We start from the raw sequence: 20,533 nt of genomic DNA on the forward strand, positions 1-20,533 counted from the left end.
ACCTCTTATAAACAATCCGCTTATAAATAACTCGCATAAATAACCTGCACATAAATTACCAGCATATAAATAACAAAGGGCGCGGGAAATCCCGCGCCCTTTGTGGCGTTAATAGCGGTAGCAGGTATTACTCTGCGACAACTACCACGCGAACAACGGCGTCCACTTCTGCATGCAGGTGGAGGGCGATGTCGTATTCGCCAGTTTGACGAATCGGGCCTTGCGGCATACGTACTTCGCTCTTGGCAACATCGATGCCAGCAGAGGAAATAGCGTCGGCCAGATCACGCGGACCGATAGAACCAAACAGCTTGCCTTCGTCGCCAGCTTTAGACACCAGCGAAAGCTCGATGTCGTTTAGCTGTTCAGCGCGCGCCTGGGCTTCTGCCTTGCGCTCAGCGGCTTGAGCTTCAAGCTCAGCACGTTGTACTTCAAACGCTTCAACGTTTTCTTTGGTGGCCGGTACGGCTAAACCGTAAGGCACCAAGTAGTTACGACCATAACCAGGCTTAACAGTGACCTTGTCACCCAGGCCGCCCAGCTTACCAATGTTGTCGAGCAGAATGACTTCCATCTCGTAAACCTCTTGTCAGTTGCCGCGGGCAAGGCGTGCGCGAATGTTCGCGAATGTATCAATCAGCCCCAACAGCAGCACAATGAGAATCGTGGGCCAGGTCGTGATCAGCAGCACATAAAATGCCACCAGCCACAGCCCGTTCATCCCCTTTAATCCGATATAACCATGCACTAACGCAATGCCAGCAACTAATAGCGGAATCCAGCCAAGCACCGCCAACGCATGCGCCCCCAGCATCATGCCAACCACACCGAGCACCGCTACTACGGCGAGCTCTTTGGGCGTGAGTCGAAATGCATGAAACTCTTCACGAAACCCGCCCGGGTTATATAACCCCGCCTGCCAGCTTCGTGCCAGGGCCAAACATGCGATAGCTACGACCAAAACCACGAGACCCGTAACACCACCTACCACAATGGAGGCAAGCATTTGGGTATCGTACCCTTGGCTAGCCAACTCTGTGAGCATGCGATCAACGTCCGAGGAGCCTTGTCGCAGTTGCTCAAGCATTAGCTCCATACCGCCAGGCGGGCTAAAGATGCCGAACTGCACCATTGCTGCCGCCACTAACGTGCCTGCAAGCAATGCTTCACTCCAACGCATCCTTTCACGCAGAATCGACGCCATTAGCGTTACCAGCAATACGCTGGTAAGCGGAATAACGTCGCCCTGCGCCCACCAAAAACCTGCCGGTAGCGCAGCGGCGATGATGACCGGCAGTGCAGGCGCGAAGCCTTTACGCAGGGTCACTAACGCCGCAATGGCTGCACCTAACCAGAACAACCAAGGCACTAGCGTTGCTAACGCTGCCCCGCCTGCGGCGTAAGGCAGCCCTCGCATTAGCCATCTTGCCAGTGCCAGCATCACGTTAAACGCTTACTGGTGGCTATCGGAGTAGGGCAGCAGCGCCAGGTAGCGCGAACGCTTGATAGCAGTCGCCAGCTGACGCTGGTAGCGTGCTTTAGTGCCGGTGATACGGCTCGGAACAATCTTGCCAGTTTCGGTGATGTAAGCCTTCAGGGTGTCGAGATCTTTGTAATCGATCTGCTTGACGCCTTCAGCAGTGAAGCGGCAAAACTTACGGCGACGGAAAAAACGTGCCATGGATTAGCTCCTTAAAACGTGCAGTGGATAGAATCAGGCAGTTTCGACTTCTGAATCAGAGTCGGCATCAGCGCGCGGCTTGTCTTCGCGACGCGGACGCTTCTCTTCTGCCGGTTTCATCATCGGGGAAGCTTCAGTGATCGCTTCCTTGCAGCGTACAACCAGGCTGCGGATGATGGCATCGTTGAAGCGGAAGATGTTCTCGATTTCTTCGAGAGTCTCACCAGTACATTCAACGTTCATCAGCACGTAGTGGGCTTTGTGGATTTTGTTGATCGGGTAAGCCAGGTGACGACGGCCCCAATCTTCCAAGCGATGCACGGTACCAGCATTTTCAGTAACGATGCTGGTGTAGCGCTCGACCATGGCCGGCACCTGCTCGCTCTGATCCGGGTGGACCATAAATACGATTTCATAATGACGCATAGGATCTCCTTGCGGTTTGACAGCTTCCGGTGTGTGTACCCGCAGTAAGCGAAGAACGACGACAGGGAAGCAAGGAGTTAACTGAAATGCATCCAACTTACCGCTAGCGGCAGCCAAGGCATTAGCAGAACTACTGTTTAAAAACCTGTGCCCGCCTGTAGACAAACGGGCGCAGGTATTCTAGTGGGCAAGCGGCTAACTTGCAAGCTGACGTTGGCGTACCGCTTCAAACAAACAGATGCCCGTAGCCACTGAGACGTTCAGGCTTGAAACCTGCCCTGCCATGGGCAGCTTAGCCAGGTTGTCGCACGCCTCACGAGTTAAGCGCCGCATTCCCTTCCCTTCTGCTCCCATCACGAGCGCAGTAGGTCCGGTCATATCGATAGCATAGATGCTGGCATCGGCCTCCCCGGCCGTACCGGTAATCCACACGCCTGCGTCTTTTAGCTTGGCAAGCGTGCGCGACAGATTGGTTACCTGATAAACCGGCACGACTTCAGCCGCGCCACAGGCTACTTTGCGCACCGTGGCATTGAGCGGCGCCGCTTTATCTTTAGCCACAATCACGCCGTGTGCCCCAGCCGCATCGGCACTGCGCAAACAGGCACCAAAGTTGTGAACATCGGTCACGCCATCGAGCACCAGCAGTAGCGGCGGCGTTTCAGCCTTCCAGGCGCGCAGCTTTAACCACAAAGACTCTTCACCTTCAGGCGTTAGCGGCGGACAAAATGCCACTACCCCCTGGTGAGCGGCCCCTTGAGTTAGCTGGTCCAACAAGTCGCGAGGCTGTTCTTTAATGCGTGCACCGCGCGCTTGCGCCTGCTCTACCACTTCGGCCAAACGGCTGCCTGCGCCCTGCTGCACCCAAAGCTCACGTGGCGTTTCACCGCGCTCTAACAAGCTTTGCAGAGCATGTACGCCATACACCTGGTCCAGCCCATCAGGCGTGCGCACTGTAGAGCGAGCCGTAGTACGAGCCATAGTGCGCGGGCCACGTCGAGACGACGCTGACTTCATGCTCAACCTCTCTTCGGCGATGACTGACGCGTACGCCGTGGGCCGCGACGCGTGGATGGCTTATCTTTCGGTTTATCTTTCTTAGGTGCCGCATCGCCCTTGGGCGCAGCCACTTCATTAGTATCGCCACTGCGGCGCTTACGCGGCTGACGACGTGGACGAGGCTTATCGTCGGTCAAGCTGAAATCAATCTTGCGATCATCCATATCAACGCGGGCAACCTGCACGGTTAAACCGTCGCCCAGTCGATACGTAGTGCCCGTCCGCTCACCTTTAAGGCGATGTTTTTCGGCCTCGTAGTGGTAGTAGTCTGACGGCAGCGACGTCACGTGGACCAGGCCTTCAACATAAAACGCGTCCAGACGCACAAACAGACCAAACTGGGTAACCGATGCAATCGTTCCTTCAAAGGTTTCGCCCAGCTTATCAGACATAAACTCACACTTGAGCCAGCCCTCGACATCGCGCGTGGCCTCATCGGCACGACGCTCGGTCATCGAGCAGTGCTCGCCAAGCTCGAGCATTTGCTCAAACGTGTACGGGCACCACTTGCTCGGCGGCTCGACCGGCGCACCTTCAACGCGCACCACGGTGTTGGTCTGACGCGGACCACGGATCACAGAGCGTATCGCGCGGTGAACCAACAGGTCAGGGTAACGGCGGATCGGCGAGGTAAAGTGGGCATAAGCCTGGTACGCCAGCCCGAAGTGACCTTCGTTCTGCGGCGAGTAAACGGCCTGGTTCATGGAACGCAGCATGACCGTCTGAATAATATCGGCGTCGGGACGATCCTTGATCACCTCACGTAGCGCCTGATAATCCTGCGGCGTAGGCAGATCGCCACCACCGACAGAAAGCCCCAGCTCGTTCAAGAACAGGCGCAGTTTGTCCAGCCGTTCCGGCGTCGGTCGCTCGTGTATCCGGTACAGCGCGGGTAGGTCGTGCTTGTCCAAGAAGCGCGCGGTCGCTACGTTAGCCGCCAGCATGCACTCCTCGATGACCTTGTGCGCATCGTTACGGCTGCGCGGCACGATCTTGTCGATTTTGCGCTCTTCGTTAAAGATAATTGCCGTTTCGGTGGTATCGAAATCAATCGCCCCACGCTCATTACGCGCTTCACGCAACAGGTGGTAAAGCTCGTGAAGGTCATTTAACGGTTTGACCAGCGCTTTGTGCTCTTCACGCAGAGCAGCGCCGTCTTCGCTTTCGTTATCAAGCATCGCCGCCACCTTATTATAGGTGAGACGCGCGTGAGAATTCATAACCGCTTCATAGAAAGAGTAGCGGCTGATCGCGCCGGTCTTGGAGATATTCATCTCACAAACCATGACTAGGCGATCTACATGCGGATTCAGTGAGCAGAGGCCGTTGGATAAAAGCTCCGGCAGCATCGGCACAACCTGCCCCGGAAAATACACCGAGTTGCCTCGTATGCGCGCTTCATTGTCCAACGCTGTACCCGGACGTACATAGTGTGAGACGTCAGCGATCGCGACTAACAGCTTCCAGCTACCCGATTTCGTTTTCCACGCGCACACGGCGTCATCGAAATCTTTGGCGGATTCATCATCGATCGTCACCAGCGGAATATCCCGCAGATCAACGCGATGCTGCTTATCTTCTTCCAGCACTTCAGCGGAAATACCGCTGGTTTGATCCAGCACTTCAGGCGGAAATTCAGCCGGGATATCGTAACTGCGAATCGCAATATCGATTTCCATACCCGGGTCCATACGCTCGCCCAGCACCTCAATCACTTCACCTACAGGCTGTACGCGGGTAGCCGGCTGCTGAACAATTCTGGCCGAAATTACCTGGCCATCCTTTGCTCCAGCACTGGCGCTGTGCGGAATGATGATTTCCTGGGTGATGCGCGGGTTTTCAGGAATCAATATGCCAAACTCAGGCGTATTGCTCCGGTACACCCCGACGATAGTTTGCGTATTGCGGGCAATCACTTCAGCAATAGTCGCTTCATCGCGTCCACGCCGGTCGGTGCCACTAACGCGCGCCAGAACGTGGTCGCCGTGGAACACGCGACGCATTTGGCGTGGCGGCAACAGCAGGTCAGGCTTTTTGCCATCATCACGGATAAGAAAGCCGAAGCCGTCCCGGTGACCCAGGACATTGCCCTTGATCAGATCAAGCTTATCAATCAACGCATACGCACCGCGACGGTCACGCAGCACTTGGCCGTCACGCTCCATGGCCGCCATGCGGCGGCGAACAGCTTCAAGGTGATCTTCATCCTCGATGCCCAGCATACGGCTCATGTTTTCATGAGTAATCGGCTTGCCGTAGGCTTCAAGCGCAGCTAACAAATATTCACGGCTAGGTGCCGGATTATCATATTTTTGCGCCTCGCGCTCAGCGTGCGGATCATCACTCAACGTCCAATACTTCATGCGATCGACATCCTTAATGGCGTTTGCGGGAGGCGGACAAAAAAAGCAGCAGACATCAGCTGCATGCGAGGGGTTTCAGCGATTGTCAGGCTGAAAAAATTAACGTTATGTTTGGTCATACCCGCAGTATAGCGCTGCATGATCCATGACCCAACCACCTTGAGCAGCAATTATGCTATTTACACTATAAAATTAGCTTACTGGTCTTGCATTTAATCGCGACCCGCGTATTATACGCGCCACTTGCCCAGATGGCGGAATTGGTAGACGCGCTAGCTTCAGGTGCTAGTGTCCGTATGGACGTGGAGGTTCAAGTCCTCTTCTGGGCACCATACTTTGTTATGTTAGTGTTTTCATAACCGGCATAACCGAGCAGGCAAGTGAGTAAGACATTTGTGTTCGCCCAGGTGGCGGAATTGGTAGACGCGCTAGCTTCAGGTGCTAGTGTCTGTATGGACGTGGAGGTTCAAGTCCTCTCCTGGGCACCATACGAACACAAGTGGATGTGCTATAAGTAATACATGATGCGCCCAGGTGGCGGAATTGGTAGACGCGCTAGCTTCAGGTGCTAGTGTCCGTATGGACGTGGAGGTTCAAGTCCTCTCCTGGGCACCACTCGATGGTTCCCGTCCGCATCATTCTCTCTTTTTCTCCCTCAGCTTGTTCTCCCCCCTACTTGTTCTCTCCCTATGTTTTTTATTTATGTGCATACTTAACGTATTGGCACTGACCACGCTCGGCTTACCGTCTGAATATTAATGACACTTTACAGCTGTAGCGGGAGAAAGATCTAAAACTTAAGATCTTACTCCCGGTCATACGCTATTGCTTCTTTATTCAAGCTTACTGAAACCGCCCTGGGCGCCGGACTATCTCTTCTAACGCCCACCCTTGGGTATGCAGCTCACCTTCCAGTACAGCTTCTATCTCCGGCGCTAAGTCCGGAAAAAAGTTAAGCCCCGTACGCGTCTCTATTTCATCAATCGTCACCAGATAACCATCCAGCGGCTCATTGCCACGCACGTCCTGCGGCATAATAAACGCCAACGCCAACGGTGCTTCGTTATGTGGAGCAACGATAATTTTATAGAACGCCTCAGGCACTTCGACAAAGCCTACCCGGTTAAACACGTTATCCATAAAGTGCTCGGGAAAGATGGGGCCGGTAATAACCTGCAAACGGTCAAAGCGCGGTGCGAAGTGATCCATGACAGACTCTTCCAGACGCTGCCAGAGCTGACGATTGAGATTAGGTCGCTGCGGCGTCATGTTGCTCATTAAAAACGTATCTGTTTGAGCCTCACGCCCATGCACCGCCGCTATCGCGTAGTTGGGCGCCATATGCCCACGGTCATAGCCACTGCCTGAATAGCTATCCGTTTTAACTGGCCAAAGCGTTCGCCAATCGGCCTGAAAATTCGGCCGAGGGCCAATGCTCGTATCGTCATCAACGGCCGTTAGCTGATAGCTTACCCATAGCGGGTTGACACGCACATCGGACCACCCTACTAAGTAGCCGTTATTACTCAGTACGCGGTGAAACGTTGTAAATTGAAAGCCATCCCAGGTCGGCACACCCATCCAGGTATACTCATCCTGATACTGGCGCTCCTGAAACTCCCATAAGCCAGCCCCGGCGACAACAAACAGCACGGCAACGCCCAAACGTCGGCCTTGACGACGCAAGTGCAGAAGTGATCTTCCCAAGCTCCCCTACTCCCTACTCTTTAATTTTTCTATTCGCCTCGCCATTTAGCGCAACGATGACCGCAGCCAGCGCTCAAGGGCGTCATTCTTATAACGTCGGCATATGCAAAAGGGCATGCGCCGACCAAGGTGTGTCGACGCTTAAGCCCTCGCGAGTAAAGCCTCAACACACCCTAAATGTTATAAAGCGCTTAGTATCTGGTTACCAGCCCAGTGAAAACATGGTTTCCAGGTCATGGCGTGAGTGTACCTGCATGGCATTGAGCGTCTCTGTATCGCTAATGCCTTCAACTTCATTAAGGCGCTCGGTAACAAGCTCAGCGAGGCTTTCAAAATCCCGGGTGCGGGCAATCGCCACAAGATCGTAACGCCCGCAGGTCGAGTACACTTCGCTGATGCCTTCCACGTCCGCCAAACGCTCAGCCACTGCTTTGACCTGGCCTTTTTCGGTATTAATTAAAATAACTGCGTTTTGCATGGCGTCCTCACTAAGAATGTAAGTGATACGAAAAAGAGAGTGGAGTATAACAGGCCTAATGTAATCCGCAGCTCGGGCGGGCTATTCGACGAGTCGCGTATGACGTTACCATTGGCTAGCATGGCAGGGATAATCTCGCGGTAATAGCTGTCATAGGGAGGCTCAGCTAAAAAAGCTAACAAGAGGTGGCTTATCACCCGTTCCCCGTGACCTATTTGTGAGTGTGATCTACAGGAGAAATCATGGCTAACCAGAGCCGTCGTCATTTTATACGTAGCAGTGTGTTGGGTTTGATAAGCCTACCCTTGGGTATCGGTATTCTATCGAAAACGGCATTTGCTCAGACATTGCCGCGTCTTGACCCTTCCGCGCCCAGCGCCCAAGCGCTGAATTATGTCGAAGATGCCAGCAATGCCAGCGATCATCCCGCTTATGAAGCCGGTGAGCGTTGTGATAACTGCATGTTCTACACCGCCGACACCCAGGGCTGCCAACTTTTCCCTGAACATAGCGTTGCCCCAGGCGGCTGGTGTCAATCCTGGGTCGCTCAAGGCTAACGAACGCACCTGGAAATAACATAAGAACTGACTTAACAACGATGGATAGCTTAAGCACAGCCCTGCCCAATGCAGGGCTTGGTACCCATTAAGGTTTGTCTTTGCTTTCCTCTTCTACCGGCCAACGATAGCGATGCGTTACGCGCCCTTCGTCCATGGAAATCAATCGTACAGGAAAACCCCAAAGCTCATGCAAATGCCGGATTACAGGGTAAACGCTGCGACCGAGCGGGCGGCGGCTATCCTGTATATGGTGCAGCGTTAAGGAGCGATCACCCCGAATAGCCGCCTCAACCACCTGAATATTTGGCTCTTTGACTGACAGCGCATACTGAGAGGAAAGCGCGTCACGTACCCGGCGATAGCCCTGCTCGTTGTGAATAGCACCAACGACAAGCGTCTCGGCCTGGTCATCATCCACAATTAAAAACAGCTTAAGATCGCGCATTACTTTGGGGGATAAATACTGCTGAATAAACGATTCATCTTTGAAATTGCACATGGCAAATTCAAGCGTGCTTCGCCAGGGCGTACCGGCAATATCCGGAAACCACTGCCGGTCCTCCTCCGTCGGCGCCTCACAGATCCGTTTGATATCCATAAAAATGGCAAACCCCAACGCGTAGGGGTTAATCCCGTTGTAATAGGGGCTATCAAAATCGGGCTGGTTAATCACCGCCGCATGGGACTGCAAGAACTCCAGCATTAATCCTTCATCAACATCGCCCTCGTCATACAGGCGGTTCATCAGCGTGTAATGCCAGAAGCACGCCCAGCCCTCATTCATTACCTGGGTTTGGCGCTGGGGGTAAAAATACTGCGCTAGCTTGCGCACAATGCGCACCATCTCACGCTGCCAGGGAGCCAGTAGCGGCGCGTTTTTTTCAATAAAATACAGCAGGTTTTCCTGAGGTTCCGGCGGATAATTTCCACCGCTATGTAACCCCAGAGGGTCATCATCGCTATGCAGGCTACCGGGTAGCGGCGTTGCATTGCCGGGCAGTTCAGGAATCGTGCGCCACAGCATATTCACCTGCGTCTGCAGGTAGGCCTCGCGCTCATCCTGGCGCTTGGCTTCCTCTTCTGCGGAGATAGGCGAAGGACGCTTATAGCGGTCAACGCCGTAGTTTTGCAGCGCATGGCACGCATCCAACAGTTGCTCAACGGCATGCACGCCATGGCGCTCTTCGCACTGGGCAATGTATTGCCGTGCAAATACCAAGTAGTCAACGATAGACTCGGCATCGGTCCAGGTACGAAACAGGTAATTACCCTTGAAGAAGGAGTTATGCCCGTAGCACGCATGGGCCATCACCAACACCTGCATCATTAAGGTATTTTCTTCCATCAAGTAGGCGATACAGGGGTTGGAATTGATTACAAGCTCATAGGCCAGGCCCATCTGGCCACGCTTATAGGCCTGCTCGACGGCCAGGAACTGTTTACCAAACGACCAATGGTGATAGCCCACCGGCATGCCCACACTGGCGTAGGCATCCATCATTTGCTCAGTGGTAATCACTTCAATTTGATTGGGATAGGTGTTCAGACGGTACTCATCGGCAAGCGCGGCGAGCTTATCGTTAAAGCGCTCCAAGTCGTTGAAGTTCCAGTCAGAACCCGTCGCTATTGGCTTTTGGGACGCACTCATGGCGCACTCCTCAATACGCGGTTAACGCGCCTGATTTAAGCGGCGTTTAAACAGCTCACGAAACACGGGATAAATATCGCCGGCTCCGACAATTTGTTGCATCGCAAAGCGCTCTGGAAAGTGTTCCGCTACGCTCTGATACTCATGCCAAAGAGATTGATGGTCATGGGGGGTGATCTCCACATAGGCGTAGTACTGCAACTGCGGCATCAATTGTTTAATCAGCAAATCGCGGCAGGTATTGGAGTCATCGTCCCAATTATCTCCATCAGAGGCCTGCGCCACGTAAAGATTCCACTTCTCGGCAGGATAACGCGCCTGGATAATTTTATTCACCAGCGTCAGCGCGCTTGAGACAATCGTGCCTCCCGTTTCACGGGAATAGAAGAACTCCTCCTCGCTGACCTCTCTTGCGGCGGTATGGTGGCGCACAAACACCAGCTCCACTCTTTCATAATGTTTTTCCAGAAACAGGTACAGCAACAGGAAAAAGCGCTTGGCGATGTCTTTATGGTTTTGCGTCATTGAGCCGGATACGTCCATGACACAAAACATCACCGCCTGGCTTGAAGGTTGCGGTTGAGCGCTTAACTGGTGATAACGCAAATCGTAGGTATCAATAAACGGCACGGCCTCAATGCGCTTCTCCAAGCGCTCGATCTCGGCTTTCAGCTCGACAATACGCGCCGGATTACGCAGCACGGTGTCTTTACGTTCTTCTTCCTCCAAAGCTTGCTGGGCCTCTTTTAGTGCCCGTTTGATCGGTGCCCGCATGGCAATACGCCGTGCATAGGCTTCACGCATGGAGCGGGTAATACTGATACGCGCGGGCACGCCATCCCGGGAAAGCCCAGCACGCACCATTTTGATTTCTTCCAGCGATTTAAGCGGCTTGCGCTGTAAATGGGGAAGCTCCAAACCATCAAAGACAAACTCTAAAAACTCTTCCCGGCTAAGCGTAAACGCAAATTCGTCATCCCCCTCGCCCTGATTGGAAGCACTACCTTCACCAGCGCCGCCCCCGCCACCCTGCCCGCCAGGGCGACGAATTTTATCGCCTGGCAAAAACTCTTTATTACCCGGCGCGACAATATTGCGCGCCCCGCCAGGGCCATGCTGAAACACCGGCTCAGAGATATCCTTGGCTGGAATAGAGATTTTTTCACCACGCTCCATATCCGTAATCGAGCGCCGGTTAACCGCTTCCTCAACCGAGCGCTTGATATGCTTGCGATAGCGCTCCAAAAAGCGCTGCCGGTTAACCGCGCTTTTATGCTTTGCATTCGGCCTTCGATCAATAAAGTAGGTCATACGACCTCCCTAACCGCCAAGAGTCTTTGCTACTACTGAGACTTGCGTACGCGTAGATACCACTCGGAAAGCAAGCGTACCTGTTTCTCGGTATAGCCACGCTCGACCATGCGCTCTACAAAGTCTTCATGCTTATTCTGATCCGATTTAGACGCTTTGGCGTTAAACGAGATCACTGGCAGAAGCTCTTCGGTATTGGCAAACATCTTATGCTCAATCACGCCTTTGAGCTTCTCATAGGACTGCCAGCTAGGGTTCATGCCGTTATTCTGGGCACGCGCACGCAGTACAAAGTTGACCACTTCATGCCGGAAGTCTTTAGGGTTGGAGATACCCGCGGGCTTCTCGATTTTTTCAAGCTCTTCGTTGAGCGACTGACGGTTTAGCAGCTCGCCGGTTTCAGGGTCGCGGTACTCCTGATCCTGAATCCAGAAATCAGCGTAAGTGACATAGCGGTCAAAAATGTTCTGACCGTATTCACTATAGGATTCAAGGTAGGCCGTTTGAATCTCTTTACCGATAAACTCCACGTAGCGCGGCGCCAAAAACTCTTTAATAAAGCCCAGGTAGCGTTCGAACACTTCCGAGGGCAGTTGTTCGCGTTCAAGCGCTTGCTCAAGCACGTACAGCAGGTGTACCGGGTTGGCTGAGACTTCGGTACCGTCGAAGTTGAATACCTTTGAGAGAATCTTGAAGGCAAACCGGGTGGAAAGCCCCTGCATGCCTTCATCTACACCGGCGGCATCACGGTATTCCTGAATCGACTTGGCACGCGGGTCGGTATCCTTGAGGTTTTCACCGTCATAGACGCGCATTTTAGAGTAAATGCTCGAGTTCTCCGGCACTTTCAAGCGTGAGAGCACCGAGAACTGGGCCAGCATGCGCAGGGTATCCGGCGCACACGGGGCGGCATTGAGTGAAGAGTCTTCAAGGAGTTTCTGGTAGATCTTGATCTCTTCGGACACCCGCAGGCAGTAAGGCACCTTGACGATATATACCCGGTCTAAAAACGCCTCGTTGTTGCGGTTGTTACGAAACGCCTGCCATTCGGATTCATTGGAGTGGGCCAGAATCACGCCGTCAAACGGGATGGCGCCCATGCCTTCCGTCGGGTTGTAGTTGCCTTCCTGAGTCGCCGTTAACAGCGGATGAAGCACCTTGATCGGCGCTTTAAACATTTCAACGAACTCCATCAGCCCCTGGTTGGCGCGGCAAAGCCCGCCCGAGAAGCTGTAGGCGTCCGGATCATCCTGGGAATAAAGCTCAAGCTGGCGGATATCGACCTTACCTACCAAAGAAGAGATATCCTGGTTGTTCTCATCGCCCGGCTCCGTTTTAGAAATGGCAATTTGATGCAGCCGAGAGGGGTAAAGACGTACAACGCGGAATTGGGAAATATCCCCGCCGTACTCTTTTAAACGCTTGGCCGCCCAAGGCGACATCACGCTTTTGAGATAGCGCGGTGCAATCCCATACTCTTTTTCAAGCAGCTCGCCGTCCTCTTCAGGCGAAAACAGTCCAAGCGGCGATTCATAAACCGGCGAGCCCTTAATAGCGTAAAAAGGGATGCGCTCCATCAGCAGTTTCAACCGTTCAGCAAGCGATGACTTACCGCCACCGACAGGCCCCAGCAGATAGAGAATCTGCTTGCGCTCTTCAAGCCCTTGGGCTGCATGACGGAAGTAGGCCACGATCTGCTCAATGGCGTCCTCCATACCGTGAAATTCCGCAAATACCGGATAGCGGCGTATCACTTTATTGGAAAAGATACGTGATAGACGGGGGTCTTTGGCGGTATCGATAACGCTAGGTTCGCCAATGGCTTCCAGCATGCGCTCGGAAGCGCTGGCATAGACCTTAGGGTCACGACGACACAGCGCCAGGTACTCTTCCAGGCTCATGTCTTCTTGCTGAACGCGGGCAAAACGGTCTTGAACGTGATCAAAGATGCTCATGGAACTCTCCTATGGCCATCCCCGGACAATCACCACCCAGACGAGTATTTTTGTTGTGGTGTGCCGAACGAGGTGTCGCTCTATTAGCGTAGCCAGCATTAGCAAAATGTGATGACTAAAACTTCAACGCAAGGCCACAACGTTCGTTCAAACAGTACCTCAAAGCCTAGTAATAAAACGATAGCATATTGATGCAAAAGACTTTTAAGACCCAAGCAGCCAATCTATAGCGTTTAACGCTTAAATTGTGATTAAGGCCTTACTTGAGTGAAAAACGCTACAAAAACGCCGCTACGAGAGTAGCGGCGTAAAAACCATAAGCGTAAAGACCCTGAGGGATAAGCACTTAGGAGCGCAGCGCTTATGAAGGGCTTTCTCCAAGCGCCACTTTGATGTCAGCGATCAGCAAATCGAGTAATTCAACGGTCGTGTTCCAGGCACACACAAAGCGTGCACCGCCCGCGCCGATAAAGGTATAAAAGGTCCACCCCTTAGCCTTCAACGCGCCGATCGCCTGGGCAGGCAATTCGACAAATACGCTGTTTGCCTGGGTGGGAAACATGAGCGATACGCCAGGCAGCGACTGCAAGCCTTCCGCTAAATACTGCGCCATTGCGTTGGCATGCTGAGCATTGGTGAGCCAAGCCCCGCTTTCCAGCAACCCAAGCCAGGGGGCTGAGATATAGCGCATCTTGGACGCCAGCTGACCGGCCTGCTTGCAGCGATACGAGAAATCTTCCGCCAATTCGCGGTTAAAAAACAAAATGGCCTCACCCATTGCCAGGCCATTTTTAGTGCCCGAAAAACATAGCGCATCGACGCCCACCTGCCAGGTTAGCTCGGCTGGCGTAGCATTTAGGCCGGCACAGGCGTTGGCAAAGCGCGCGCCGTCCATATGCAGGCGTAAATCATGCTTATCGGCAATCGCACGAATGGCCAGCAGCTCTTCGCGGGTATACACCGTACCGACTTCCGTCGCCTGGGTCAGCGAAACCACTTTAGGTTTGGGGTAGTGAATGTCGCTACGCCGTGTCACTAACGCTTCAATACCTTCAGGCGTCAGCTTGCCATTCGCCCCTGGCGAGGTCAGCAGTTTGGCTCCGTTGGAGAAGAACTCGGGACCGCCACACTCGTCCGTTTCAATATGCGCCAGCTCATGGCAGATCACGCTGTGGTAGCTACGCCCCATTGCCGACAGCGCCAGCGAATTGGCGGCGGTTCCGTTGAATACAAAAAACACATCACAGTCGTAGTCGAACATTTCGCGAAAGCGGTTCGCGGCACGCTCGGTCCAACGGTCATTGCCATACGCCAAATCATCGGCTTGATTTGCTTCCAGCAAATACTCCATGGCCTCCGGGCAGATACCGGAGGTGTTATCACTGGCTAAAAAACGGGGAGTACACTCCGAAGTCATGACGATTATCCTTTTCCCTGACATTGTCTTTTGCAAACACAGTTACGGCGCCAGCTGGGTGCCACTAGCGCCTTTAACATCACGTTATGCTTAATAAGGTGATGGATCAGCCAGTCTATCGCCATTCATGGATAAGCGTCATCCGCCATTATCAACGCGCCTATAGCTGGGCGGCCAAGCGCACCCCCTGGTCAATGGCGCGCTTGGCATCCAGTTCAGCCGCCTCATCGGCACCGCCAATGACATGCACTCGCTTACCCGACGCTTCTAACGGATCAATTAAATGGCGCACCGACTCCTGACCGGCACACACCACAATGCTGTCCACCTCCAGCACGCTGTCCTCATCATTGCGGCGGATATGCAGCCCGGCATCATCAATTTTGACGTACTCGCAGCCGGTTAGAGTGGTCACGCCCCGCGCTTTGAGCGAAGCCCGGTGCACCCAGCCGGTCGTTTTGCCCAGGTACTTGCCCGGCTTGGAGGTTTTGCGCTGTAACATAACAATCTCACGCGATACGGGCGGCGCTATAGTGGCCTTTAAACCACCACGTTCGCTAACGGCCAAATCAACGCCCCACTCGTCGCACCAGGTATCAATATCCAGCGCAGGGTGTTCCTGGTGAGCTAAAAGCTCAGAGACATCAAAACCGATCCCGCCGGCGCCAATTACTGCCACACGGCGGCCTACCTGCTGAGGAGATTCAATCGCTTCGGCATAGCTCATCACGCTTTGGTGTTCAGCGCCTGGCAGCGTCAGCGTTCTTGGGCGCACCCCGCTGGCCATAACAATGTGATCAAACTCGGCCAAGGCGTCTGGCGTAGCACGGGTACTTAAACGTACATCCACCGCGTACTTTTCCAACATCACGCGGTAATAGCGCAGGGTTTCGTTAAACTCCTCTTTGCCAGGAATCTTGCGGGCATAGTTAAACTGCCCCCCAAGCTCCGCACGCTGCTCAAACAGCACAACGTGATGGCCACGGCTGGCCGCGGTAACCGCCGTGGCAAGTCCTGCTGGCCCACCACCGACCACCGCAATTTTTTGGGGTATCGCGGCAGGTTCAATCACCAGCTCGGTTTCATGACAGGCGCGTGGGTTAACCAAGCAGGAGGTTAATTTGCCCGCAAAGGTGTGATCCAGACAGGCCTGGTTACAGGCAATACAGGTATTGATTTCATCAGCCTGTCCCGCTTCGGCTTTGCGCACCCACTCGGGGTCAGCCAGAAACGGGCGCGCCATGGACACCATGTCGGCATGGCCTTCGGCCAGCACCTGCTCGGCAATCTCCGGCATATTTATACGGTTGGTGGTGATCAGCGGGATCGAAAGCGCCGCTTTAATCCGCCGGGTCACTTCCGTAAACGCCGCGCGGGGTACGCTGGTCACAATGGTGGGTACCCTAGCTTCATGCCAGCCAATCCCGGTATTGATGATGTCGGCACCCGCCGCTTCAACCGCCTGACCAAGCGTGACGATCTCTTGCCACGTGCTGCCCTCCTCCACCAAATCAATCATCGACAGGCGGAAAATAACCACAAAGCGCTCACCCACCGCCGCTCGAATACGCCTAACAATTTCCAGCGGAAAGCGAATGCGGTTCTCAAATGGGCCGCCCCAGTCATCTTCGCGCTGATTGGTGCGCTGGCAGATAAACTGGTTAATCAGATAGCCTTCCGAGCCCATGATCTCGACACCGTCATAGCCCGCCTGCTGAGCAAGGCATGCACAGCGTACGTAATCAGCAATTTGCTGCTCAACGTCTGCGTGGCTTAGCTTCCGCGGCGTAAACGGGTTAATCGGCGCCTGAATGGCCGAGGGCGCCACCAACTCAGGTGAGTAGGCGTAGCGGCCCGCATGGAGAATCTGCATGCACAGGTGCCCGCCTTGCGCATGAACGGCATTTACCACTTGGCGATGTTCCGCCAGATGAGCTTCATCGGTTAGCGCATGGGCGCCCTGAAACACCGCTCCTTCGGCATTGGGCGCAATACCCCCAGTGACAATCAAACTTACCCCCGCCCGTGCCCGCTCAGCGTAAAAAGCCGCCAGGCGGGCAAAGCCATTGGGCGCCTCTTCCAGATTGGTATGCATGGAACCCATCAGAATGCGATTGGGCAGCGTTAAATGACCAATCGTAATCGGCTGGAAAAGATGCGGGTAAGCGGGCACACGGGTCATCACGGTTCTCCTTGGTATTATTCAAACAAGCGTATGACATCCTAGCCATCACGTACAGTCTTAGCGCTTGCTCCCAACGCTAAAGCACGTAACATTATCCGGCTAACGATAAGGGAAACCGCCATGCCGCTGATTTACTTTTTACCCCCACTTGCCACCGTACTGATCTGGTCAGGCAATATGACCATCAACCAGTTAACGGTGGGCGCCATTGCGCCCAGCAGTATCGCTTTTTTACGCTGGCTGCTGGCGCTTATCGTGATGACCCCATTTGTACTGCCAGCGGTCATTCGCCATCGCGATGAGATATGCCGCAACTGGCCCAAGCTGGCTTTGCTGGGTCTTTTAGGCATGGGGTTGTGGCAGGGCCTGGGGTATGTCGCCGCTGAAACCACCACCGCTACCAATATGGGAATTCTAGCCGCCATGGTGCCGCTGCTAACGGTGTTGCTCAGCGCGCTCATTTTACGCGAGCCACCAACGCGTGGGGGCGTCGCCGGCGGGGTGCTCGCGTTTATTGGCGTTACCGTTTTGCTGGGGCGCGGCAATCCCATATCACTTTTACATCTGGAAGTAGCCCAGGGAGATGCGTTGATGGTCATCGCCGCCATCTGCTATGCCCTGTATGGCGTAATGCTAAAGCGCTGGGCAATGAACTTACCGCCCTGGGTCATGCTCTATGCCCAGGTATGTTTTGCGGTACTGTTTTTGCTGCCCCCTTATTTGCTAGGGCCCATGACACCGGTAGACGACCAGAATATCTGGCTGATCTTATACGCAGGCATTCCCGCCTCCGTCATTACCACGTTTTTGTGGATGCGGGCCGTACGTCAGATTGGCGCCAACCAAGCGAGCATTTTCATCAACCTGATGCCGCTCTTTAGTGCCCTCATCGCCATGTTCATGCTGGGCGAACAGATAGCCAGCTTCCACTTTACCGGTGGGCTTCTAATTTTAGCCGGCGTCGTCATGGCGCAAACGCTGACCCGGCCATTGGTGCGTGGAGTAGCAGCAAAAAAGCCGAGCAGTGCCCGGCAATGATATAATAGGTTGTTTTCTTTTTACTGCAGGAACCCCCTGATATGTCCCTAGAAGAACTGCATCTAAATCTCCGCAACCTTACGAGCGACGATTACGATCAGCTCAAGGCATTGATGGACGCGGTCTACCACGATATCGGCGGAGCTTGGCCCAAGCACACTATTGATAAGCTGATCCAGGCGTTCCCTGACGGCCAGATTGCTATCGAAGATGATGGCGTGCTGGTCGGCGTGGCGCTCACCGTACAGGTGGATTACGACGAGTTTTCCAACCCGCACAAGTACGACGACCTGATTGGCCATCGCGAAATCATCCTCAATGATGAGAATGGTGATGCCATGTATGGGCTGGACGTGCTGATCCACCCCGACTACCGGGGTTACCGCCTGGGGCGGCGCCTTTACGAAGCCCGTAAAGAGCTGTGCCGCTCGCATAACCTGCGCGCCATTCTGGCGGGTGGGCGGATCCCCGAATACTGCCAGCATGCCGATGAGCTGACGCCCGCGCAGTACATCGAAAAAGTCTCCCGCAAAGAGATCTATGATCCGATTCTGTCGTTCCAGCTGGCTAACGACTTTCAGGTAAAACGCCTGCTACGCAAATACCTGCCGGAAGATGAGCAGTCCCGCGGCTATGCCACTTTGCTTGAGTGGAACAACATTCTGTTCGAGCCTGCCGAAAACGTGCTGGATACGCGCCCCACTCAGGTGCGCGTGGGTGCGGTGCAGTGGCAGATGCGCGAGTTCGACTCTGTGGAGGCCGCCCTCAAGCAGATCGAATACTTTGTCGATGCCCTTTCAGACTATCAAAGTGACTTTGCCGTTTTCCCCGAGCTCTTTTATGCGCCGCTGATGGGCCTTCAAGACCGGGCAGCCCAGCAGGATCAAATGGGTGCGATTCGCTTTTTGGCGGGCTTTACCGAGCGTTTTAAAGCAGAGCTTTCACGCATGGCCGTTTCCTACAATATCAATATTGTGGGTGGCTCGATGATTGAAGTCGGCGAAGATGACCGGCTGTATAACGTGGCTTACTTGTTCCACCGTGATGGCGATGTGGAAAAGCAGGCGAAGCTGCATATTACCCCACAAGAGCGCCGTGACTGGGTAATTGAAGGCGGCGATAGCCTGCAGGTCTTTGACACCGATGCTGGCCGTGTCGGCATTCTGATTTGCTACGACGTGGAGTTCCCGGAGCTTGGGCGCCTGCTGGCCGACCAGGATATGGACATTCTGTTTGTGCCCTTCTGGACGGACACCAAAAATGGTTACCTGCGCGTGCGTCACTGCAGCCAGGCCCGAGCCATTGAAAACGAGTGCTACGTAGTGCTCTGCGGTAGCGTCGGCAACCTGCCATCAATCGAAAACCTGGATATCCAGTACGCGCAGTCAGCGGTGTTCTCACCCTCCGACTTCGCCTTCCCTCACGATGCGGTGCTCGCGGAAACCACGCCCAATACCGAGATGATTTTCTTCTCGGATTTGGATCTGACCCGACTGACCGTGGTTCGCGCCGAAGGCTCGGTGACCAATCTCAAAGACCGCCGTAAGGATCTGTTTGATCTGCGCTGGCGCGACTGGTCGCTCAAGTCCGGCGGCTCTACTGAAGGATAAACCGTAACCCGCCTCAGCAACACGCAACCAACGTAAAACGCCGCCCTATGACCTCATGAGGTCATAGGGCGGCGCTTTTGTATGCAAAGCAGCATTTATGTAGAGCAGCGTTAGCGTTAATCAGGCCAAACCAAATGGGCGGGTACTCGCCCTTTGGCATCAAACGCCACGCCTTCGTCACGCAGCTTTTGGTGCTGGCGGGCAGCGCCGCCGTGATCGGCAAGTTTTAACGATGACGCAATCACCCGATGCCAAGGCAACTGATGTCCAGCCGGCAAATGGCGCATAGCCGAGCCCACCATGCGCGGCGTAGCGCCTTCGGTCATGGCGGCAATCCGCCCGTAGGTGGTCACCCGCCCTGCCGGAATCTGATCGACAATCGTGTAAATCTGCTCAAGCAGTTCAGGGCGTGCCATTGTTAGGATCTCCGTTTCAACTTCAGGCCTTACGCCTCGGCCTTATAACGCGTCCACCTGCTGATCAATCGCCTGGAACGCTTCTTTAAGGGCAGCGCCACGCTTTGCTTCGCCCATGTTTAAACCTTCAGCGTAGACCACGTCGACATCCTTGATGCCCATCAGGCCCAACATGCTTTTTAGATGCGGCGTTTGGCTATCAAGCTCTGTACCGGCGTACATGCCACCGCGAGCCGCCAGAATGAGCGCACGCTTACCTTCAAGCAAGCCCTGAGGGCCATTTTCCGTGTAGCGGAAGGTTTCGCCAGCGCGCAGCACACGGTCAAACCAGGCTTTTAACTGCGAAGGAATGCCCAGGTTATACATCGGCACAGCAATCACCAGCACGTCGCTCGCACGCAGCTCCGCAATCAACTCATCAGAACGTGTAGCCAGCACCTTTTGCTCTTCGCTGCGCTCATCCGCCGGGGTTTGCCATGCGCCCAGCTCAGCGATATCCAGGTGGGGCAGCGCGTTGGTAATCACATTACGCGCAGTTACTTCAATCCCTTCGCGGGCCGCGGCACGCGTTTCAAAATGGCTTGCCAAGGCGTTGGACTGACCATTTTCGCCAAGTACAGAAGAGGTTATCAGCAGGGCACGAGTCGTCATGTAAATGCTCCAAAGACATAATAAATAA

18 protein-coding genes and 3 tRNA genes are annotated in these 20,533 nt (G+C 54.3%); 6 read left to right on the plus strand and 15 right to left on the minus strand.

Annotated elements, in window-relative coordinates; genetic code table 11:
• Nucleotides 1-127: 127 nt before the first annotated feature.
• From rplI to rnr, 6 genes are all read right to left on the minus strand, one after another.
• The gene (rplI, locus tag ACT3R7_RS08725; protein WP_018918611.1) at nucleotides 128-574 is read right to left on the minus strand and encodes a 50S ribosomal protein L9; all 447 of its coding nucleotides are present in this window, start codon (nucleotides 572-574) and stop codon (nucleotides 128-130) included.
• Nucleotides 575-589: 15 nt separating this feature from the next.
• Nucleotides 590-1,441, minus strand: coding sequence for a hypothetical protein (locus ACT3R7_RS08730; protein ID WP_496199015.1), 852 nt, complete (start codon nucleotides 1,439-1,441; stop codon nucleotides 590-592).
• Between the two features lie 12 nt (nucleotides 1,442-1,453).
• Complete coding sequence (gene rpsR, locus ACT3R7_RS08735) at nucleotides 1,454-1,681, minus strand: 30S ribosomal protein S18 (RefSeq protein WP_009097135.1); 228 nt, start codon at nucleotides 1,679-1,681, stop codon at nucleotides 1,454-1,456.
• A 33-nt stretch (nucleotides 1,682-1,714) separates the two neighbouring features.
• A complete protein-coding gene (gene rpsF / locus ACT3R7_RS08740; RefSeq protein WP_193091641.1) occupies nucleotides 1,715-2,107 on the minus strand; it encodes a 30S ribosomal protein S6 in 393 nt (130 codons plus the stop codon).
• Between the two features lie 195 nt (nucleotides 2,108-2,302).
• Nucleotides 2,303-3,124 (minus strand): 23S rRNA (guanosine(2251)-2'-O)-methyltransferase RlmB, encoded by an 822-nt coding sequence (gene rlmB / locus ACT3R7_RS08745; RefSeq protein WP_192539164.1) that lies wholly within the window; start codon nucleotides 3,122-3,124, stop codon nucleotides 2,303-2,305.
• 2 nt (nucleotides 3,125-3,126) lie between these two features.
• The gene (rnr, locus tag ACT3R7_RS08750; RefSeq protein ID WP_193091640.1) at nucleotides 3,127-5,529 is read right to left on the minus strand and encodes a ribonuclease R; all 2,403 of its coding nucleotides are present in this window, start codon (nucleotides 5,527-5,529) and stop codon (nucleotides 3,127-3,129) included.
• A 245-nt stretch (nucleotides 5,530-5,774) separates the two neighbouring features.
• Between rnr and ACT3R7_RS08755 the strand changes: the two genes are divergently transcribed.
• From ACT3R7_RS08755 to ACT3R7_RS08765, 3 genes are all read left to right on the plus strand, one after another.
• Nucleotides 5,775-5,861, plus strand: a tRNA-Leu gene (locus ACT3R7_RS08755).
• A 69-nt stretch (nucleotides 5,862-5,930) separates the two neighbouring features.
• Nucleotides 5,931-6,017 (plus strand) — tRNA-Leu (locus ACT3R7_RS08760).
• 40 nt (nucleotides 6,018-6,057) lie between these two features.
• A tRNA-Leu gene (locus tag ACT3R7_RS08765) sits at nucleotides 6,058-6,144 on the plus strand.
• Between the two features lie 228 nt (nucleotides 6,145-6,372).
• Here the strand turns inward: ACT3R7_RS08765 and ACT3R7_RS08770 are convergent.
• The gene (locus ACT3R7_RS08770) at nucleotides 6,373-7,236 is read right to left on the minus strand and encodes a DNA/RNA non-specific endonuclease (RefSeq protein ID WP_193091639.1); all 864 of its coding nucleotides are present in this window, start codon (nucleotides 7,234-7,236) and stop codon (nucleotides 6,373-6,375) included.
• 202 nt (nucleotides 7,237-7,438) lie between these two features.
• Complete coding sequence (locus ACT3R7_RS08775; RefSeq protein WP_018918618.1) at nucleotides 7,439-7,714, minus strand: Lrp/AsnC family transcriptional regulator; 276 nt, start codon at nucleotides 7,712-7,714, stop codon at nucleotides 7,439-7,441.
• Nucleotides 7,715-7,956: 242 nt separating this feature from the next.
• On the opposite strand from ACT3R7_RS08775, the gene ACT3R7_RS08780 reads away from it, so the two are divergent.
• Nucleotides 7,957-8,271, plus strand: coding sequence for a high-potential iron-sulfur protein (locus ACT3R7_RS08780; RefSeq protein WP_193091638.1), 315 nt, complete (start codon nucleotides 7,957-7,959; stop codon nucleotides 8,269-8,271).
• An 88-nt stretch (nucleotides 8,272-8,359) separates the two neighbouring features.
• On the opposite strand, the gene ACT3R7_RS08785 is transcribed toward ACT3R7_RS08780, so the two are convergent.
• The 5 genes from ACT3R7_RS08785 to ACT3R7_RS08805 all read right to left on the minus strand — a co-directional run bounded on the left by ACT3R7_RS08785 (nucleotide 8,360) and on the right by ACT3R7_RS08805 (nucleotide 16,787).
• A complete protein-coding gene (locus tag ACT3R7_RS08785) occupies nucleotides 8,360-9,922 on the minus strand; it encodes a SpoVR family protein (protein ID WP_193091637.1) in 1,563 nt (520 codons plus the stop codon).
• Between the two features lie 21 nt (nucleotides 9,923-9,943).
• Nucleotides 9,944-11,233 carry a YeaH/YhbH family protein gene (locus ACT3R7_RS08790; RefSeq protein ID WP_193091636.1) on the minus strand — a complete coding sequence of 430 codons (1,290 nt, stop codon included), beginning with the start codon at nucleotides 11,231-11,233 and terminating at the stop codon, nucleotides 9,944-9,946.
• A gap of 32 nt (nucleotides 11,234-11,265) precedes the next feature.
• The gene (locus ACT3R7_RS08795) at nucleotides 11,266-13,188 is read right to left on the minus strand and encodes a PrkA family serine protein kinase (RefSeq protein WP_193091635.1); all 1,923 of its coding nucleotides are present in this window, start codon (nucleotides 13,186-13,188) and stop codon (nucleotides 11,266-11,268) included.
• Between the two features lie 361 nt (nucleotides 13,189-13,549).
• Nucleotides 13,550-14,605, minus strand: coding sequence for a threonine aldolase family protein (locus tag ACT3R7_RS08800; protein ID WP_193091634.1), 1,056 nt, complete (start codon nucleotides 14,603-14,605; stop codon nucleotides 13,550-13,552).
• Between the two features lie 160 nt (nucleotides 14,606-14,765).
• Nucleotides 14,766-16,787, minus strand: a complete 2,022-nt coding sequence (locus ACT3R7_RS08805) for an NADPH-dependent 2,4-dienoyl-CoA reductase (protein ID WP_193091633.1) — start codon at nucleotides 16,785-16,787, stop codon at nucleotides 14,766-14,768.
• 123 nt (nucleotides 16,788-16,910) lie between these two features.
• On the opposite strand from ACT3R7_RS08805, the gene ACT3R7_RS08810 reads away from it, so the two are divergent.
• Together ACT3R7_RS08810 and ACT3R7_RS08815 are read left to right on the plus strand one after the other, a co-directional pair.
• The gene (locus ACT3R7_RS08810) at nucleotides 16,911-17,828 is read left to right on the plus strand and encodes a DMT family transporter (RefSeq protein WP_193091632.1); all 918 of its coding nucleotides are present in this window, start codon (nucleotides 16,911-16,913) and stop codon (nucleotides 17,826-17,828) included.
• Nucleotides 17,829-17,869: 41 nt separating this feature from the next.
• Nucleotides 17,870-19,438 (plus strand): bifunctional GNAT family N-acetyltransferase/carbon-nitrogen hydrolase family protein, encoded by a 1,569-nt coding sequence (locus ACT3R7_RS08815; protein WP_193091631.1) that lies wholly within the window; start codon nucleotides 17,870-17,872, stop codon nucleotides 19,436-19,438.
• A 116-nt stretch (nucleotides 19,439-19,554) separates the two neighbouring features.
• Here the strand turns inward: ACT3R7_RS08815 and ACT3R7_RS08820 are convergent, their stop codons facing one another.
• Together ACT3R7_RS08820 and ACT3R7_RS08825 are read right to left on the minus strand one after the other, a co-directional pair.
• Nucleotides 19,555-19,854 carry an MGMT family protein gene (locus ACT3R7_RS08820; protein WP_193091630.1) on the minus strand — a complete coding sequence of 100 codons (300 nt, stop codon included), beginning with the start codon at nucleotides 19,852-19,854 and terminating at the stop codon, nucleotides 19,555-19,557.
• Between the two features lie 42 nt (nucleotides 19,855-19,896).
• Nucleotides 19,897-20,505 (minus strand): FMN-dependent NADH-azoreductase, encoded by a 609-nt coding sequence (locus tag ACT3R7_RS08825; protein WP_193091629.1) that lies wholly within the window; start codon nucleotides 20,503-20,505, stop codon nucleotides 19,897-19,899.
• Between the last annotated feature and the right edge of the window lie 28 nt (nucleotides 20,506-20,533).

This window comes from Halomonas sp. AOP43-A1-21, from assembly GCF_052376775.1.
GTDB classification, from domain to species: domain Bacteria; phylum Pseudomonadota; class Gammaproteobacteria; order Pseudomonadales; family Halomonadaceae; genus Vreelandella; species Vreelandella colorata.